At 48.8% G+C, this 18,168-nt stretch carries 14 protein-coding genes; 12 read left to right on the forward strand and 2 right to left on the reverse strand.

All coding sequences use genetic code 11. From position 1 onward, the window contains the following. Positions 1-11: 11 nt before the first annotated feature. On the reverse strand, positions 12-272 hold the full coding sequence (locus AC0VXX_RS07605) for a DUF1289 domain-containing protein (protein ID WP_475516605.1): 261 nt from the start codon (positions 270-272) through the stop codon (positions 12-14). A 207-nt stretch (positions 273-479) separates the two neighbouring features. Between AC0VXX_RS07605 and AC0VXX_RS07610 the strand changes: the two genes are divergently transcribed. The 11 genes from AC0VXX_RS07610 (at position 480) to AC0VXX_RS07660 (ending at position 15,504) form a co-directional block, all read left to right on the forward strand. Next, positions 480-794 carry a hypothetical protein gene (locus AC0VXX_RS07610; RefSeq protein ID WP_475516606.1) on the forward strand — a complete coding sequence of 105 codons (315 nt, stop codon included), beginning with the start codon at positions 480-482 and terminating at the stop codon, positions 792-794. Between the two features lie 15 nt (positions 795-809). Continuing rightward, positions 810-1,640, forward strand: coding sequence for a chemotaxis protein (locus AC0VXX_RS07615; protein WP_475516607.1), 831 nt, complete (start codon positions 810-812; stop codon positions 1,638-1,640). Positions 1,641-1,716: 76 nt separating this feature from the next. Then, positions 1,717-3,039, forward strand: coding sequence for a methyltransferase (locus AC0VXX_RS07620; protein WP_475516608.1), 1,323 nt, complete (start codon positions 1,717-1,719; stop codon positions 3,037-3,039). 225 nt (positions 3,040-3,264) lie between these two features. Then, positions 3,265-4,314, forward strand: coding sequence for a 3-oxoacyl-ACP synthase III (locus AC0VXX_RS07625; protein WP_475516609.1), 1,050 nt, complete (start codon positions 3,265-3,267; stop codon positions 4,312-4,314). A 103-nt stretch (positions 4,315-4,417) separates the two neighbouring features. After that, positions 4,418-5,290 (forward strand): alpha/beta fold hydrolase, encoded by an 873-nt coding sequence (locus AC0VXX_RS07630; protein ID WP_475516610.1) that lies wholly within the window; start codon positions 4,418-4,420, stop codon positions 5,288-5,290. Next, positions 5,290-7,074, forward strand: a complete 1,785-nt coding sequence (oleC, locus tag AC0VXX_RS07635; RefSeq protein ID WP_475516611.1) for an olefin beta-lactone synthetase — start codon at positions 5,290-5,292, stop codon at positions 7,072-7,074. The genes AC0VXX_RS07630 and oleC overlap by 1 nt, the downstream gene beginning before the upstream one ends. Before the next feature lie 132 nt (positions 7,075-7,206). Next, positions 7,207-8,307, forward strand: coding sequence for a 2-alkyl-3-oxoalkanoate reductase (oleD, locus tag AC0VXX_RS07640; RefSeq protein WP_475516962.1), 1,101 nt, complete (start codon positions 7,207-7,209; stop codon positions 8,305-8,307). A 177-nt stretch (positions 8,308-8,484) separates the two neighbouring features. After that, positions 8,485-9,372 carry an IS982 family transposase gene (locus AC0VXX_RS07645; protein WP_475516612.1) on the forward strand — a complete coding sequence of 296 codons (888 nt, stop codon included), beginning with the start codon at positions 8,485-8,487 and terminating at the stop codon, positions 9,370-9,372. A 520-nt stretch (positions 9,373-9,892) separates the two neighbouring features. Beyond that, positions 9,893-13,180: an nSTAND1 domain-containing NTPase gene (locus AC0VXX_RS07650; RefSeq protein ID WP_475516613.1), complete on the forward strand. Its 3,288-nt coding sequence runs from the start codon at positions 9,893-9,895 to the stop codon at positions 13,178-13,180. Between the two features lie 246 nt (positions 13,181-13,426). Beyond that, entirely contained in the window at positions 13,427-13,804 is a 378-nt protein-coding gene (locus AC0VXX_RS07655) for a DP-EP family protein (protein WP_475516614.1), read from the forward strand. Positions 13,805-14,367: 563 nt separating this feature from the next. Next, a complete protein-coding gene (locus AC0VXX_RS07660; RefSeq protein ID WP_475516615.1) occupies positions 14,368-15,504 on the forward strand; it encodes a GGDEF domain-containing protein in 1,137 nt (378 codons plus the stop codon). A gap of 107 nt (positions 15,505-15,611) precedes the next feature. Here the strand turns inward: AC0VXX_RS07660 and bioA are convergent, their stop codons facing one another. Beyond that, positions 15,612-16,949 carry an adenosylmethionine--8-amino-7-oxononanoate transaminase gene (bioA, locus tag AC0VXX_RS07665; RefSeq protein WP_475516616.1) on the reverse strand — a complete coding sequence of 446 codons (1,338 nt, stop codon included), beginning with the start codon at positions 16,947-16,949 and terminating at the stop codon, positions 15,612-15,614. A gap of 150 nt (positions 16,950-17,099) precedes the next feature. Between bioA and bioB the strand changes: the two genes are divergently transcribed. Beyond that, positions 17,100-18,152 (forward strand): biotin synthase BioB, encoded by a 1,053-nt coding sequence (gene bioB / locus AC0VXX_RS07670; RefSeq protein ID WP_475516617.1) that lies wholly within the window; start codon positions 17,100-17,102, stop codon positions 18,150-18,152. Positions 18,153-18,168 lie beyond the last annotated feature (16 nt).

Consider the following 18,168-nt stretch of genomic DNA (forward strand, 5'->3'; position numbering starts at 1 on the left):
CCGAGCCGTTATCAACTGTCTTGCTCAAGCAAGCGTTGTTCGGCTTGGCGCCACTTGTCACGGCTAATGACCTGCCCCTTATTCTGCGCGCTGGCCTGAGACGGCTTGCTCTGTTTTAGCAGGGCTTTGCGTTGATTAACCGCTTCGATAATCGCCTGTTGACGGGCCTCGCTGGCCTGTCCCCAACCAACAATCTCATCAATATGGCGAAAACAGCCCACACAAATATCATCGTCATTAAGGCCACAGCGTGCGACACAGGGTGAGCGCATAGGTAAACTCTTGTTCATTGTTTTGGGCGCGATTCTACGTCAGTGGCAAGGCAGATTCAACGTCGCTACCTTTGTGCTTAACAATAAAGCCCTCCTAGGCGTTTTTGCTGACGCTATTGAGATTATCTAATCACTATCACTTGAGCCGCCTGCAGAAAACACTTACTTTAAGAGGTACTTCAATCTGCTTACCTCACGAGTTATGTTATGCGCAGCAATATTCAGTTTTTCTTAATAGTCATCATGTTAATCGGCGTTAGCGGCTGCTCATTACTGGAGATTAAATTAGAAAGTGGTATCGAACCACTACCTAAGGAACAGCTGAATATGCGGGTGTTTAGTCGTGAGTTCAGTAATACCTTCTACACAGGGGTTGAGCATAGCGCCGATAAAATTGCGGCGCTAGCGCCCGATGATGTGGCTATCAAGTCTAACTCCCTGATGTGGAAAATCAACAGTGAGCAAGCTTTGCAGCGGGCGATCTTTCAGGCATCGCCTATGGCAGCTATGGTCGATACCTGAACCTTAACGGCTCAAATGTCGGCCTTTTTTGCCTCTGGCGCAGGTCAACAACTGTTTGGCGAGCAGCAAGCCATTGCCGTCACCGCTAGTCAGCAACTGCAACAAGAGTTCGAGCAGACAGTGAAAGGCTTTGTCAACGAGGTCGATTTTAAGCAGTATCAGGCGGTTGTTAATCAGTACGTGGCCGATAATCCACTGACCGATATCACCTTTGTGCGCCGTTCCGCTTTTAGGGATTGGTTAGACTTTAAAGCCATTCATGAGTTTGAAGCGGTGACCACATTTGGTACCGTGCCCGAGGTGATGAGTGATATTTCCGATCGCATGGCGATGATATCTGAGCAGATGCCTAAGATCCTTGGCTGGAAAGCAGAGCTTTATGCATTGCATTCAAACCTAAATGTGGAACATATTCAGGTGACCTTGGCCAGCATCAGCGAAACATCGGCGCGTTTTCACCGCTTAATGGAGCAGAGCCCACAAATGATGCAAGACTTAGCGGTGGATCTGCGCCGCGAACTGACCCCACTATTACAACAGCTCAGTGAAGCGACCGATAGCAAACTCGTGCAGCTGTCTGCCGAGCGACAAGCACTCGAATCTATGGTTAAAAATGAGCGCCTTGCCCTAGAGGAGATGGTGGCAAGAGAGCGTATGGCTGCCGCAGCCAATTTGGATCAAATCGCCCAGCACTCGGTTGAGGTGGTGTTTGCGCAATTAACCGCCACGCTCAAGAGCCTGATCCTCTATTTTGTCTTATTTTTGCTGGTGATCTTTTTTGCGCCGCTCGGCTTGGGCGTTTGGCTGGGCAAACGCATGGCGCTTAAGCCGCAATCGCCTCAATAGCGCTATGCTGGCTGCGGTAACTTGATTACAATAAAAAGGCACTCACCGAGTGCTTTTTTTTTATGAAGGAATCAACATGTCTTATGGTCAAACCCTGCAGGTACTCGGCGCATTACTACATAGCAGCCGTGGGTTATGGCAGGTCAAAGCATTCGAATGTCATCATCTGCCTTGGGAGGCACACTACCCGACCTTGGCTAAGCAGGTGTGGCAAATAGGCGATGATGATATCGACGCTATTGATGTCGATACGCCGCGCTTACTGTCGACCTTGCTGCCAGCACTGACGCACGATCTTAACGCAATGGCCAATGGGAAGTCAGCTTCTGCGACTCAGGCGCAGGTATTCTTAGATTCGCTGGGGTTATTGTCGGGCGGCGCGCCAGACCAAGAGCTGCGCCATGCGCCACGCGCCGCTCAACCGCAGGCAAGTCACGCGGTACAGAATGTGGCAGTCACCGGCTTAGCCGATGAGGTGGCGCCCCATTTTAGCGCCCACATTAAAGGGCGTAAGTGGCAGCAGATCAGTGCATTTACCCAGGCCATTGCCGATGATAAGCACGATGTGCTCGAGTGGTGCGCCGGTAAAGGTCATCTGGGGCGGTTAATCGCTAAAGCGCAGCAGCGAAGTGTTATCAGTCTTGAATGGCAATCGGCCTTATGTAATAGCGGTCAAGCCTTTGCGCAGCAGTGGTCACTGCCGCAACGGTTTGTCTGCGCCGATGCCTTTAGTCCCGATGCCGCTCGGTTGCTAAAACCGGCTCAGCAAGCGGTGGCATTACATGCTTGTGGCGATTTACATGTGGCGTTACTGCAACAGGCAAGGTGCGCGAACACAGCTTCACTGGCAATATCACCTTGCTGTTACCATCTTATTCGCGCTAGCCATTATCAGCCGTTATCGCAGGTTGCTCAGCAAAGTGGACTTAACTTAAGTCGTCACGATCTGCAGTTGCCTTTGCAGCACAGCGTTATCGCCAATGACAAGGCCACCGAGCTGCGCCATAAAGAGGTGGCGTGGCGCTTAGGTTTTGATAGCTTGCAGCGTGAGGTGAGCGGGCATGATCATTACTTGCCGATACCGTCGGTAAAACAGAGTCAGCTCAATGGCGACTTTAAGGCATTTTGTCTCTGGGCCGCAGCGCAAAAAGGCGTATCCTTGCCGGTAAACTGGCCTGTGGAGCATTATTTGGCACTAGGGTATCGACGCCAGCGACTCACGCGGCGTATCGATCTGGTGGCGCACCTGTTTCGTGACGTGCTGGAGCAATGGCTCTTGCTTGATAGAGTATGCTTTCTCGAAGATGCGGGTTATCAGGTCAAGTTAACCACTTTTTGTGATAAGCAGATCACCCCGCGAAACCATCTGATTTTGGCTCAGCGTCACCCCCATGACTAAATCGGCGCTGCCTTGGTTCTGGGCGAATGCACGTGCCACTTGGTGAGATAAAACCGATAGACTTGGTTAAAGAGGCGACACTTGTCGGCTTATTGTCGAAAAAAACCGCTCTATGGTGGTTTTTTATTGAATCATGCGCCGTTTCTTGCTCAAATGTCGGGTTATCAGTGAATAATAAATATTGGCGCGGTTAGTGTTGATATATTGAGCGAACTACACGGTTGCATGAAATATTCTCGCGTTTTTATAAATAGTCTAGCCTATGAGCTGGCACCTGTAGTGGTCTCCACTTCAGAGTTAGAGTCTCGATTAGCCCCTCTCTATCAAAAATTTAGGATCCCAATGGGGCAACTTGCCGCATTAACCGGGATCCAAGAGCGTCGTTGGTGGCCTAAAGGCCACAGATTATCTGACGGCGCCTTGGCTGCGGCGCACAAATCAATTGAAGAAACCGGCATCAGTGTTAGCGATTTAGGCGCGGTGGTTTACACCGGCGTTTGTCGTGATCAACATGAGCCCGCCACAGCATGTCGCATCGCGGCGGAGCTTGGCGTCTCAAAAGATACTGCCATTTACGACATCAGTAACGCTTGCCTTGGGGTGTTGTCGGGTATTCTCGATATCGCTAATCGCATCGAGTTAGGCCAAATCAAAGCCGGGCTTGTAGTTTCGTGTGAATCGGCGCGCCATATTGTCGACATCACCATAGACAACATGCTGGCTGAGCCAACGATGCAAAATTATGCGCAGTCGTTAGCGACCTTAACTGGCGGCTCGGGCGCGGTGGCGGTGTTATTAACCGATGGCAGCATCCCCTTAAAAGGCGATCGCCAGCATCAGCTGCTGGGCGCGAGCCATCTGTCGGCCCCCGAGCATCACAATTTGTGTCAGTGGGGCTTGCAAGAAGCGGGCACGCAACTGTACCGCGAATTTATGCGCACCGATGGTGTGGCCCTATTGAAAGAGGGGGTCGAGCTGGCACGACATACTTGGAGCCATTTCCTTGAGCAGCGTAACTGGCTGGTGGAGCAGGTCGACAAAGTGATTTGTCACCAAGTGGGCGCCTCTAACCGTAAACAGGTACTCAGTGCGCTTAATATTCCGCAAGAGAAAGAGTTTCCCACCTACCAATTTTTGGGCAACATGGGCACTGTCTCGTTGCCGGTCACCGCTGCCATGGCGCATGATCAAGGCTTTTTGCGTAAAGGCGATCAGGTGAGTTTTCTTGGGATAGGCAGTGGTCTAAATTGCATGATGCTTGGGCTTAAGTGGTAATTGGCCACTGATTGTCCCCATAGTGTTGTCTCAATCAAACAGATTATCTCGATAGCGGCGCATCGGTCGTTATCGAGGACAAAAATGGTATATAGGAAAGATCATGCTCGATACGCTATTTCCCTTTAAGCGCAATTATTTCGATATCAATGGTAACAAACTGCATTACGTCAACGAGGGCCAAGGCGAGCCGGTGGTGATGGTGCACGGTAACCCAAGCTGGTCATTCTATTATCGTAACTTGGTATCGGCCTTAAGCGATAACCATCAGTGTATTGTGCCGGATCACATTGGCTGTGGTTTGTCAGATAAGCCAGACGATAGCGCATACGATTACACCCTTGAGCAGCGTATTGATGATTTAGAAGCCTTATTAGATCACCTCAACGTTAAGCAAAATATTACCCTTATCGTGCACGATTGGGGCGGTATGATCGGCATGGGCTTTGCGGCGCGTCATCCTGAGCGGATTAAAAAATTAGTCATCCTCAACACTGGCGCGTTTCACCTGCCAGAGGCAAAACCCTTTCCGTGGGCCTTATCTATCTGCCGCAACACGCTGCTAGGTACGGTATTGGTGCGCGGTTTTAATGCTTTTTCATCGATTGCATCTTATGTTGGCGTTAAACGTCAGCCTATGCCGAAAGCGGTTCGCCAAGCGTATGTTGCGCCGTTTAACTCTTGGGCCAATCGCATCTCGACGCTGCGTTTTGTGCAAGATATTCCGCTTAAGCCTGGCGATAGAAACTATCAGTTGGTGTCGGATATTGCCGCCGCCTTGCCACAGTTTGCCACACTGCCTGTGATGATCTGTTGGGGCCTGCAAGACTTTGTGTTCGATAAGCACTTCTTAGATGAGTGGCAACGGGTGTTTCCGGGTGCTCAAGTGCATGAATTTGCCGATTGTGGTCACTACATTTTAGAAGATGCCAGTGATGAGGTTGTCGCTCATGTTCGCCAGTTTATGGCGCACTAATGACACCGCCCGTTTGCAGTAGCCCAGCCGATAGCTTATCCGGTAGCTCATCTGTTAGCCCAGTGCAGGCAAATGTCGTTGATAAACCACAATTAAATGCCGATGGTGCCAATCTGTGTCGCCATCTGCACAGCGCCGCCCAGCAAACCCCAACGCAACTGGCGGTGGCGGTGCAGCAGGCCCACGGCGGTTTGTTGACTAAAAAGTTCAGCTATCAAGAGCTTAGCTTCGATGAACTCGATAAGCTCAGCTCGCGTATGGCATTTGCCCTCGAGCAATACGGCATCACTCGCGGCATGAAAGCCGTGTTAATGGTCACCCCCAGTATCGATTTTTTCACGCTCACCTTTGCCTTGTTTAAGGCGGGGATCATTCCTATTTTGGTTGATCCTGGCATGGGAGTAAAAAACCTTAAGCAGTGTTTTGCAGAATCTCAGCCCGATGCTTTTATTGGTATTCCTAAAGCGCACCTCGCTAGGCGCTTGTTTGGCTGGGGTAAACACAGCATTAAAAAACTCATCACCGTTGGCGGCAAGGGCTGGTGGGGCGGGGTGTCCTTGCCTCAACTCTTAAGCCAGGTGCCAGTGGATAAGCCTTATCCAATGGCGCTGCTGAGTCATGATGAGATGTGCGCCATCTTATTTACCAGTGGCAGCACTGGTACGCCAAAAGGGGTGGTCTATTCCCACCGCATGTTTGAGGCGCAAATTAGCGCGCTTAAACACGATTATCAGATAAGCCATGGCGAGCGTGATTTAGCCACTTTCCCGCTGTTTTCCCTCTTTGGCCCAGCGCTAGGCATGGCTTCTATTGTGCCTGATATGGATGCCAGTAAACCTATTACGGCCAATCCTAGCCATATCTTTGCCGCGCTCGAACGCTATCAATGCACTAACATGTTTGTTAATCCGGCGCTGATTGAACGTTTAGGTGAGGCGGGCACAGATAACCACGCGGTAACACTGCCTAGCCTAAGACGGGTGATCTCCGCCGGTGCACCTGCCACCATCGCTTCTATAAAACGCTTTAGTCAGCTACTCAATGATGATGTTGAGGTGCTTAACTCCTATGGCGCGACAGAATCCTTACCCATCAGTAAAATGGGCAGTCAGGCCCTATTTGCCACTACAGATATCACAGATAACGGCGGTGGGATCTGCGTAGGTGACGCCATAGAGGGAGTCGATATTGCCATCATTGGGATCGATAACGCGCCCATTGCTCAATGGGATGACAATTTGCGCTTACCTGCGGGTGAGATTGGTGAAATTGTGGTGTCAGGGCCTATGGTCAGTCGATGCTATTATCAGCGTGACAGCGCGACGCTGCTTGCCAAAATAGTAGGCAATGACGATGTTATTTATCATCGTATGGGAGATTTGGGTTATCTCGATGCTGACGGGAAATTATGGATGTGCGGGCGCAAAGCGCACCGGGTCGAGGCGTTAGCGCCTGACAATGAGGGCAGCATCAAACGCTATTTCTCTATTCCCTGTGAGCGTATTTTTAATACGCATCCCAGCGTTAAACGCTCCGCCTTAGTGGGTATCGACATCGACGGTAACACCACGCCCCTGATCTGTTTAGAGCTGAAGCAAGGTTTAAGCTGCAGTTGCTCGGCGCAGCTGTATCACGAATTACGTGAGTTAGCCCAAACCCATGAGCAAACAAAAGGGATAACACGGTTTGCCATTCATGGGGGGTTCCCAGTCGATATTCGTCATAACGCTAAGATTTTTAGAGAAAAATTAGCACTATGGGCCCAAGCCACTTATAAAGAATAAGCAAAAATTGCCCCATTGATCTCGCCGCAAGGTAAAAGATAAATGAGTCTGACTGAGCAATGGCCGATAAATGACTGAAAAATGATGATGGCTACGGATAGCATGACAGCAGAGAGTATAACAGCAGGTAGCATGACAGCAGAGCACACCACAGCGCCAAGCCTGGCGCAGTTTCACCCACAAGAGCAAGCCGCCTTACAGCAATTAGCGCAGCGTGCGCCGCGGGTGTTAGTCACTGGCGCTGGCGGTTTTTTAGGTAAGGCGATTTGTGAGCGGCTTGTCGCTGCTGGCATCAAGGTCAGTGGTTTGGCCCGTGGCACTTATCCAGAGCTAACCGCCATGGGCGTCAATATGCTCAAGGGTGACATTATTGATGCCAAACAGGTTTCTGATGCGCTGCAAGGTTGCGATTTGGTGTTTCATGTGGCCTCCAAAGCGGGCGTGTGGGGCGATAAATCCAGCTATTATCTGCCTAATGTGGTGGGCACCAACAACATTATTAACGCCTGCTTGGCGCATAATATTCCGCGCTTGGTGTATACCAGCACCCCCAGCGTCACTTTTGCCGGAGTCGATGAAGCATTTATCGATGAAACGCAGCCCTATGCCGCCAGTTACCTTAACTATTATGCTGAGTCCAAAGCCCGCGCCGAACAACAGGTGGTGGCGGCCAATGGCCAAGTGTTGGCCGATGGTAAGCTGTTAAAGACGGTATCGCTCAGGCCGCACCTTATTTGGGGGCCTGAAGATCCCCATTTAGTGCCACGCGTGATTGCGCGTGCTCGGGCCAAACGACTGAAATTGGTTGGCCGAGACGATAAACTTGTCGATACCATTTACATCGCCAATGCCGCCTATGGTCATCTATTGGCGGCGCTGGCCTTATATGACGACGCGCCATCTTGTGCGGGGCAATGTTATTTTTTAAGTAACGATGAGCCCATCACCATGGCGGCCATGCTAAATAAGATCTTAGCTTGTGCACACTTGCCTGCGGTTACCCAACGCGTGCCAGCTAATCTTGCCTATGGGGTGGGGGCACTGCTCGAAGGTGTCTATTGGCTGCTGGGTAAACAGCAAGAACCCATCATGACCCGTTTTGTCGCTAAGCAGCTGTCGACCAGCCACTATTTTGATATTTCGGCGGCCAAAAAGGATCTGGGTTATCAACCGCTGATCTCTATCGATGACGGTATGGTGTTATTAGCCTCTTGGTTACAGCAACAAAAGTGACTTTAACTATCTGTCTAACGCCTTAATTTATACGCGCTAACTTATCCTCCCATATACGCACTAACAATGAGTACTTAATATAAGTAGTTAACCTGAACTCGGGATAAGAAATTGAACTAATAGCCCTCTTTGTGATCAGATCTCTCGACCAAGATTAATCAATCACGCAGAGGGCATATGAATAATTTAGTGGATGTATTTTGTGATGTCGATGATTTTTGTAATGCTTTTATTCCTCAATGGGAACAACAGTGCCTAACCGATGGAACTCGCAAGCGTAAGCGCGCAGGCAGAATGACGATGAGTGAAATTATGACAATTATCATCGCCTTCCATATGTCTAATCATCGTGACTTCAAGAATTTTTACACAGGATATCTGGCTCGTTTCTACAAATCTGATTTTCCAAACTTACTCAGCTACACTCGATTTCTTGAAGTCATGCCGCGTGCAGTCATTCCAATGTGCAGTTATTTTTCCTCTTTAAAAAGCGAACCGACAGGCATCGAGTTCGTTGACTCAACGAGCATTAAGGTTTGTCATAATTTACGAATTCCAAGGCATAAAACGCTAGCAGGTCTCGCCAGCCGAGGAAAAGGCACGATGGGCTGGTTCTATGGTTTTAAACTTCATCTTATTGTGAACCATCGAGGTGGCATCGTTGCAGCCAAAATAACACCTGCGAATGTTCATGACACGAAACCCGTAAAAGATATGGTCGTTGAATCAATGGATAAACTCTATGCTGATAAGGGGTATATCGGCAAAGCGTTAGCAGGCGACCTATTAGAACGTGGGGTAACTATCGTTAATAACGTGCGTAAAAATATGAAAGCAAAGGCTTTATCATTATGGGATAGAGCCATGCTTTCTAGACGATTTATTATCGAAACAATCAATGACCAGCTAAAAAACATCTCACAAATAGAGCATACACGGCACCGCAGCGTACATGGTTTCATGCTTAATGTGATAGGTGGTTTAGTGGCTTATCAACTCAAAGAGAATAAGCCACAACTCAATATTACATCAGCAGAATTCAACGTGATTTCAGTGTTACGTTAAACCGATCTGAGGTTAGTTAATATGATTCGTTAATATGAGATTCATTAATAGTGTTTGAGTTGTTGCGACTCACTCATCATGACTTAGCATGTGTGCCATTTGGGCTAAGGTTTAACAAGCCACTTGTTCTATGCTTTGCAGTGGCATGTGTGCACACCCTATCCAGCATCCAGCATCCAGCATCCAGCACCGTTATCTATCTCCTACAAACCCCATCAACGCCCATAATGCCTACGCCAGAGTCTCACTGAATGGGTTTAGCCGAATAAAAAAGGGTTAATGCTGACAAAGCCAATATCGGTAAAGCCAATATGGGCCAGCTAGACTGACTCAAGTTAGCCTAGGTGAGGCTAACTTGAGTCAAAATCTGGCAACGCCTTGAATAATCTCATTCTTATCTGGTAGCACGCGTCTTATGTTTAATTGACTTCACCTCAGACTACGCATAAAGTTGTAGCCAAAAAATATCGCCAACAACATTTTGCTAACGCGATCAATACGTTTAGGGTATCTCTTTTACATGGATGAGCAGGTTTTTTATTTTGGTGATTGGCAGGTTATTCCCTCGGCCAACACCCTTCGCTGCGGTTCAGTGGTTAAACAACTTGAGCCTAAAGCCATGGACGTATTGCAGCTGCTCTGTCGCCATCAGGGGGAGGTGCTCAGTAGTGATGATATCGTGGCACAATGTTGGCCATCGGCCGATATCGGCGACAATCCGCTACACAAAATTATCAATCAACTGCGCCGCGCCTTAGGCGACAGTGCCACCCAGCCCACTTACATTGAAACCATACGTAAGCGCGGTTATCGCACGCTTGCCGAGGTGAGTTATCCTGTCGGGAGTGAGCAAGCAGCCAAAACCCAAGTCTGGCAAGGCGACTCTCCCTATCCCGGCCTCAAAGCCTTTGGGCCTGAACACGCAGGAGTGTTTTTTGGCCGCAGCGAGCAGGTCGCCACCTTGTTAGAACGCATTGCTCAGCAGATCCAGTTTGGTCGTGGGTTCTGTTTAGTGCTTGGCCCCAGTGGCAGTGGTAAATCCTCTTTGATCAGCGCCGGTGTGATGCCCAACTTAATGAGCGAGCACGGTTATAATGGCCTTAAAGTTAAGTCTTTTAGTTACTTAGATCTTGCTGATGTTACCAGTGGGCAACTGCTGATGGATTTAGCCAGTGTGATGCTCGATTGGGAGATCAACGATGTGCCGGTATTTGACGGCTCAAGCGCCCAAGCGTTAGCCCAGTTGCTGCAGACCGAGCCCAAAGCCGTGATTGAGCATTGTAACACTGCACTTCGAACCCATGCGGATCATCTGTCGGTGCTGGCACTGTTTATCGACCGCTTAGAGGTACTGCTCTCATCGCCACTGTTTAGCGAGAGCGAGCGGCATCAATTTGTCGAATTGATTGAGCTGCTGGCCAGTTCGGGCAGTGTATTCATTATCAGCGCCTGTCGTAACGATTTTTACCCCTTGTTGGTTGAGTACCCTAGTTTAATGGCGGGTAAATCTCGCGGCGCCCATTTTGATCTTGCGCCGCCGAGTCGCCAAGAGCTGTTACAGATGATCCGTCTGCCAGCGATTGCGGCCAATTTAACCTGGGAGTTTGATGAGCGCAGTGCCATGCCGCTCGATGAGCTGATCTGCTCCGATGCCGCTGGTAACCCTGACACCTTGCCTATGCTGCAATTTGTGTTGCAGTCGCTGTATTTGCAACGCAGCGAAGATAATCAATTAAGTGCCAGTGTCTACCACCAACTTGGCGGTATCGATGGCGCGATTGGCAAACAAGCCGAAGAGACCATTTGCCAGTTAAGTGCGGCGCAGCAAGGCTGTTTACCCCGAGTCTTATCACTGCTAGTGACCTTAAAGGAAGATGAGAACAGCATTACCAGCCGCACTGCGCGTTGGTCACAGTTAAACAGTCAGGATGAACAGCAGCTAGTACAAGCCATGGTCGATAGCCGTTTGTTTGTCTCCCATCTGCAAAATGGTGAGCCCTGTTTTAGTGTTGCGCACGAGGCCTTGCTCAGGCGATGGCCTAGGATCACCGCATGGATAGAGGCGCACCATCATAGCTTAAGCATTAAAAGCCGCCTGTTTCATCTGTCGCAGCGCTGGCTGAGCGAAAACAAACAAAGTGCTTACTTGCTTGCGGCAGGTAAACCGCTCAATGAAGCTGAGCAGCTTTGTGATAACCCGTTTTTTACCCTAGATAAACCAGAGCTGGCGTTTATAGCTGCCTCACGGCGTCGCGCCCAAGTTAGGCGCTGGACGGGGCGCGCGACGGTCGCATTGTTATGTCTGCTCACGTTTATCTCTATCTTAATGAGTGTTAAAAGTCACGATGCCGAGCAACAAGCCCAGCAAAAGCGCTTGGCTGCAGAAAACTTACTCGGATTTATGGTGGGGGATTTTGCTGACAAGCTGCGCGGCATTGGCCGAATGGATCTGCTCGATGGGATCAGTAATAAAGCGCTGGAATATTTCAGTGACTTTTCGGTGGATGATGATGAGAAACATCTCAGTTTCGATGCCCGTTTTCAGCATGGTCAAACCTTAGAGGCGATGGGTGAGGTGGCTTATTCGCGTAATAAAGTCGATGAAGCCCGCAGCGCACTGTTAGCTGCTCAAAACAAAATGGCGCCGCTGTTAAACTTGCACCCCAATCATTTAGATTTACTCAAAGCCTTGGGGGCCAATGCCTTTTGGCTAGGGCAACTGCATTACGATAACAGCGATTGGCGTGCCACACAGCCTTGGTTTGAACAGTATCTCAATTATAGTCAGCGGATGTATCGAGTGGCGCCTGATAATGTAGACGCCATGATGGAGCTCTCTTACGCTCATAACTCGCTGGGCTCTGTGTATATGAAGCGAAAGGATTTTAGCCGCGCTACCGCCGCCTTTGAGCAATCACTGCAACTGAAGCTACAAGCGCTAACGCTAGAACCTGATAACAGTCAGCGAATTGCCGATGTGGCTAATGCACGATCTTGGCTAGCAAGTGCCATTTTATCAACTGGTGAAATTGATCGCGCACTAGACATCCATCAACAGATCCAAAGTGAGTTTGAACTGCTCCAGTTTAAGAAGCAGCCTTATTTACTTGACAGAGTAACGAGTAGTTATTATATATCATCAAAGTTATTGTTTTGTAAGGGTAATATTGTTAATGCTTATGAGAAGGCATCCAAAGGTTTAGAAACTATTGACGAGGCGTTAGTGGTAGATCCCGATAATCAAGTTTGGAAGTCAATTAGATATTATTCATTGTTCCAGTTGCTGGAGCTGAGCGATCAATATTTTGACAGCGACAATGCCTTTAATATTGAGAGATTAGCGGTTTTGTTAACGGCAGATGAACAACTGACTCGCTCAGCTAAAAATAGGGAAGTGTGGGCCGCGTTTCAATACGCGGCGGCGCGGCACTTGTTTAATGTTGGCAAGCATGAACAAAGCCAGCGCTATATTGAGCCTGCTATTGCGTCCTATCAAGCGTTAACCAAAGAGTTTAGCCAAAATTCTAGCTATACCCTGAGATTGGCAGAAAGCCAGTTATTACAGGCGCAGCTATTACAAAAAAAGTTATCACAAAAAACACCTGTTAACCCAACACAGCACAGCGCAGAGATCACCGCACTGTGCGCTAAGGCCCACAGCCTGCTTAGCCCGATAGTGTTACAGGATAAAGATCCCCGTTACGGGATCCCGCTGGCTAAAGCGCTCGACTGCTTGGGCGAGTTAGACAATAGCAGCGAGCTAGTGCAGCACCTCAGCAGCGCAGGCGTTGGCAGTATAACGTTTTAGTGCTTGGCTTTATTTATTCTGTCGTCAGCCAGTAGTAAACCTGTAGTTCAACCATTATTCGCTAATAGCACTGCTCACATAAGCGATTTAAATTGTTAATCAAGTTGTAAACATTAGCTGTATAGGTAAAAGTTGTAATAAAAGACAGTTAATTTATAGGTAGTGATGTCAATCATCATTTTTGTTCTAGTGCTTAGTTTCTAGTGCTTAGTTTCTAGTTTCTGGCGTAATTTAAAAGGAAATCAAATGTCTAAAGCAGCCGGTCAGGCCCATTATGTGAAAGTGAATGTCGATTTAGAAAACGGTGAACCCGTATTCAGTTATCGCCATTTTAACGGCGAGCCTTGTGAAGGCGATGTTACCATTACCGAGGCGGGTACGATTACTTATCAGCTTAATGATAATACCGGCAAAGGCCTTAAATTCACCGGCGTGGGCTTTATAACTCCCTTCGATGGTATTGTCGATGCGGTAACGATTAGCAGTGATGGCACCTTAATTCAAATGGTGGACCTAGATAACACCTCAGGCACCACCAAATTCCAGTTTGTGTTATCCAATGCCGCCAATACATTGCTAGTGTTAAGTCCCGATCCAGAGGTTATTAATCGAGATGTAAAATAATGTAAATGTTAGGCGCTGCATTGAGTTGCAGCGCTTTTTGTGCTTTCGCTCCCTCCCTTAATTTTCTTCATTGAACCCCTTGTTTTATTAATGTCTCGTTATGCGCGTGCATAGATTAAATGGCTTCACTGACTCGGTTGGCATGAGGTTGGTTAACGTTGGGGCGAACAAATACATAATTAGCGACTCTTTATCTGTGTTGTCTATCGCTTATCTGTGTTGTCTATCGCTTATCTGAGTCGCTTATCTCAGTCGCTTATCTTAGTCGCTTATCTTAGTCGCTTATCTGAGTCGTTTATATTGGTTGTGCATATTGCTTATGTATATGTTGCTGCAGGTTGTTTGTATGGGTTATTTATCTGCATTGTTTATCTTGTTGAGCCAATAATCAGCCTCAATGAGGTGCTTTTCTCGCTTGAGTTAATCTTCTGTCACTATTTAATATCAATAAAACCAATGGTTTGTGTGGGAAGGGTACCGAAAGGTTAATTTCGCTTCGCTGCTGTAGTCTTTATCCCATAAGGTGAAAGCCGTGACTGCCTGCCAAGGTCGAGGGATAAGATATGCAAGCTGATAAATGCGTAAACATGATTGAGCAATACCGAGGTGATAGCTTGGAGACACTCAAGAAACTGGATGATAGATGGGCTGCCTACCGTGGCGATGCTGATGCTACAGCAGATAGTTCTTTATCAACTCACCGTGGGTGTGTTGATACTGATAGTGCGGCCATACTGGACACACCTTTCAACGCAAATGTAGCCACGCTTAACTTCCCCTCTACCAAGGTGCAGCCCGGACTGTTAACCACACTGGCCAGTGTTATTAACCATGTTAATGAAGCCATTTTTATCATTAATGAGCAAGGCGTGTTACAGATGCTCAATCCGATGGCTGCGACCTTATTTGGCGCATCAATAGAGGACTTAACGGAGCAACCTTGGAGTGATTTTTTGCAACCTGAGGTGAAAGAGCGCTATTTATCCCTACTAGCACAAGGGGCTAACGGCCAAGAAGCACTGGCGAATATGGGCACTAAGGAGATAGTGCTGCAGCGCGCCGATAGCTTGAGCTTAGATGTCGACTTATCCCTGTCTTATTTACCCGCTTCGCCAACGGGGCAGGGAGCACTGTACATGGGCGTGATGCACAATTTAACTCGCCATAAGGCGCAATACCAAGCCTTAAGGCTGCAGGCGCGCACCGATAAGTTAACTGGATTAGCCAATCGCCATGCGTTTGATGAAGAGATAGAGCGTTGCTGGGTCGATTGTAATAATGGCCATCAGCCACTGAGCTTAGTGGTGATCGATGTAGATTATTTTAAGCTGTTTAATGACAGATATGGTCATGTCAATGGTGATGCCTGCCTGAAGAAGGTCGCGGCGGTGATTGACAGTGCATTACCCACCAGTCAATGCATGGCTGCGCGCTACGGTGGGGAGGAGTTTGCGCTTATTTTACCTAACTGTGATGCTACCGCTGCGCAGCTTTGCGCCCAACGCGTACAAACTGCCATTAATCATTTGTCATTTACCGACTTGAGGTTACATGGTTCGGTGCGTGTTAGTGTCAGTCAGGGGATTGCCGTGGAAACCTTAGGCCAATATCGCACCTCTAAATCCCTGCTGTGCGCCGCCGATACTGCCCTGTACCGGGCCAAATCTGATGGTAGAAACCGTATTAATATCAGAGTCTAATGGGTATCTGCGTAATAGAGAGCCTGACGGCTCTCGATTACGCTGGCAAACTGGCAGGCTCAGTACTTAGCACTTAGTTTGCGCAATTAGCTTTTAGCTTTTAGCCATTAGCCGTGACTGATAAATTGTGGCTGTACTTGCCCGTTAGCGCTTTGCTCACCCACCATTTTTGCCACCGATGTCATTGCATTGGTCAGCTGAGTGAGTTGCTGCTGATCAATGCAGTAAGGCGGCATAATGTAGATTAAGCGCCCAAAAGGGCGGATCCAGACACCTAAGTCAACAAACGCCTGCTGTAACTGGGTGGTATTCAATGGTTGTTGCATCTCTATCACCCCCACTGCGCCCAGCACTCTCACCGCGGCCACGCTAGGCAATGTGCTTGCTGGCGCTAATTCTGTCTGCATTTGCGCCTCAATTTGTGCCACCTGCTCAATCCACTCATTGCGGGCGATGAGATCTAAACTTGCACTGGCCGCGGCGCAGGCCAGTGGATTACCCATAAAGGTTGGCCCATGCATAAAGACCCCCGAGGGCGAGTCACTGATCCCTTGGGCAACATCGTCACTACAGAGCGTGGCAGCAAGGGAGATATAACCGCCTGTTAGGGCCTTACCCACACATAGGATATCGGCTTCAATAGCGGCATGCTCATAGGCAAACAACTTACCGGTGCGGCCAAAACCTGTGGCAATTTCATCTAAAATCAGCAGCACTTGGTATTCATCACACAGGGCTCTTAAGCCTTTGAGGTAATCGCTCGAATAAAAACGCATGCCGCCAGCCCCTTGCATGATGGGTTCGATAATCACCGCCGCAATGCTCTGGTGGTGTTCATCGAGTGCATCGCGCATCGAGCTAAGATCATCGTGTTGTAATGGCTCACCAAATGGGGTTTGCGGCGCATTAACAAACAGCTGTTGGGTGACCGCATTACCAAACATGGTGTGCATGCCGCCTTCGGGATCGCACACGCTCATGGCGGCAAACGTGTCACCGTGATAGCCATTTTTTACCGTTAAGATACGTTGCTTATTGGGCAGCTGCTGGCCTTGCCAATATTGCAGCGCCATTTTCATGGCAACTTCAACGGCAATCGAGCCAGAGTCGGCTAAAAACACCTTGGTTAAGTTATCACTGGTCAAATTGAGCAGCTTTTTACACACGTCGATGGCGCTGTGATGGGTGATCCCGCCAAACATAACATGGCTTAAGGTGTGCAGCTGCGCTTGCATCGCCTCAAGAATATAAGGGTGACTATAACCGTGGACACAGGCCCACCATGAGCTGGTGCCGTCGATCAGTTGCTGTCCATTGTCGAGGGTGAGTTCACAACCATCGGCTGACACTACGCCAAAGGTAGGCTGGGCGTGGGTCATAGAGGTATAAGGATGCCAGATGTGTTGTTTGTCAAAATCATAATCGATAGGGGGTGTCGCGGTCATAGCGTCTCCGTGGTTAATTGTTGACCATTAGTCAACTTGGCGCACTGGTTGGCGTTGACAGATTAAGACCTAAAGGTATGCTAAGCAACATAAATGTCGATGAATGGTATGACTTCATCGCGATCATATTCAGAGTAAGGGCCGCTATCAATGTCACAAATACCACTACGTCATGACTGGCAACGTGATGAAATAGAATCACTTTTTGCATTGCCGATGAACGACTTATTGTTTAAGGCCCACAGTATTCATCGTCAAGTGTACGATCCTAACGAAGTGCAGATCAGTCGTCTACTGTCAATTAAGACGGGGGCTTGCCCAGAAGACTGCAAATATTGTCCTCAGAGCGCCCGTTATGACACCGGACTTGAAAAAGAGCGGCTGATTGAAATTGATAAAGTCCTTACCGAGGCTCGCGCCGCGAAAGCCGCCGGTGCATCGCGCTTTTGTATGGGCGCGGCGTGGCGTAATCCCCATGAGCGCGATATGCCGTACCTTAAAGATATGGTGGCAGAAGTCAAAGCCATGGGTATGGAAACCTGCATGACGTTGGGGATGTTGTCGCCCTCGCAAGCGGAAGAACTGGCTGGGGCTGGGCTTGACTACTACAACCACAACTTAGACACCTCGCCAGAATATTATGGCGATATCATCACCACTCGTACCTACCAAGACAGATTAGACACCTTATCGAATGTGCGCGCCGCAGGCATGAAAGTGTGTTCTGGCGGTATTGTCGGCATGGGTGAGCAGGCGAGCGATCGCGCTGGCTTATTGCAGCAATTGGCGAACATGGAGCAGCACCCTGACTCTGTCCCTATCAATATGTTAGTGAAAGTGGCGGGCACGCCATTTGAGAATTTGGACGATCTTGATCCGTTAGAGTTTGTGCGCACCATTGCCGTTGCGCGCATTATTATGCCTCACTCACGTGTGCGTTTGTCGGCTGGACGCGAGAGCATGAGCGATGAGCTACAAGCCATGTGTTTCTTTGCCGGCGCCAACTCGATTTTTTACGGTTGCAAATTACTCACCACCAGCAACCCTGAAGAAAACGATGATATGGCGCTATTTAAACGTTTAGGCTTGCACCCAGAACAGGGTAAAGCGGCAACCATTGAAGAAGAAAAAGCGGTATTTGCCAAGGCCGAAGCCATCAAGGCCAAGCAGACACAGCCTTTTTATGATGCGGCGGCGCTCTAATTTAATGTTGAACGTG

The sequence above is a fragment of the Shewanella sp. QJM3NY_23 genome, from assembly GCF_056173105.1.

What these genes read in the sequence shown, in the direction of transcription:
- AC0VXX_RS07605 (WP_475516605.1), bottom strand. Translation starts at nt 272, where the DNA reads ATGCGCTCACCCTGTGTCGCACGCTGTGGCCTTAATGACGATGATATT.
- AC0VXX_RS07610 (WP_475516606.1), top strand. Translation starts at nt 480, where the DNA reads ATGCGCAGCAATATTCAGTTTTTCTTAATAGTCATCATGTTAATCGGC.
- AC0VXX_RS07615 (WP_475516607.1), top strand. Translation starts at nt 810, where the DNA reads ATGTCGGCCTTTTTTGCCTCTGGCGCAGGTCAACAACTGTTTGGCGAG.
- AC0VXX_RS07620 (WP_475516608.1), top strand. Translation starts at nt 1,717, where the DNA reads ATGTCTTATGGTCAAACCCTGCAGGTACTCGGCGCATTACTACATAGC.
- AC0VXX_RS07625 (WP_475516609.1), top strand. Translation starts at nt 3,265, where the DNA reads ATGAAATATTCTCGCGTTTTTATAAATAGTCTAGCCTATGAGCTGGCA.
- AC0VXX_RS07630 (WP_475516610.1), top strand. Translation starts at nt 4,418, where the DNA reads ATGCTCGATACGCTATTTCCCTTTAAGCGCAATTATTTCGATATCAAT.
- oleC (WP_475516611.1), top strand. Translation starts at nt 5,290, where the DNA reads ATGACACCGCCCGTTTGCAGTAGCCCAGCCGATAGCTTATCCGGTAGC.
- oleD (WP_475516962.1), top strand. Translation starts at nt 7,207, where the DNA reads ATGACAGCAGAGCACACCACAGCGCCAAGCCTGGCGCAGTTTCACCCA.
- AC0VXX_RS07645 (WP_475516612.1), top strand. Translation starts at nt 8,485, where the DNA reads ATGAATAATTTAGTGGATGTATTTTGTGATGTCGATGATTTTTGTAAT.
- AC0VXX_RS07650 (WP_475516613.1), top strand. Translation starts at nt 9,893, where the DNA reads ATGGATGAGCAGGTTTTTTATTTTGGTGATTGGCAGGTTATTCCCTCG.
- AC0VXX_RS07655 (WP_475516614.1), top strand. Translation starts at nt 13,427, where the DNA reads ATGTCTAAAGCAGCCGGTCAGGCCCATTATGTGAAAGTGAATGTCGAT.
- AC0VXX_RS07660 (WP_475516615.1), top strand. Translation starts at nt 14,368, where the DNA reads ATGCAAGCTGATAAATGCGTAAACATGATTGAGCAATACCGAGGTGAT.
- bioA (WP_475516616.1), bottom strand. Translation starts at nt 16,949, where the DNA reads ATGACCGCGACACCCCCTATCGATTATGATTTTGACAAACAACACATC.
- bioB (WP_475516617.1), top strand. Translation starts at nt 17,100, where the DNA reads ATGTCACAAATACCACTACGTCATGACTGGCAACGTGATGAAATAGAA.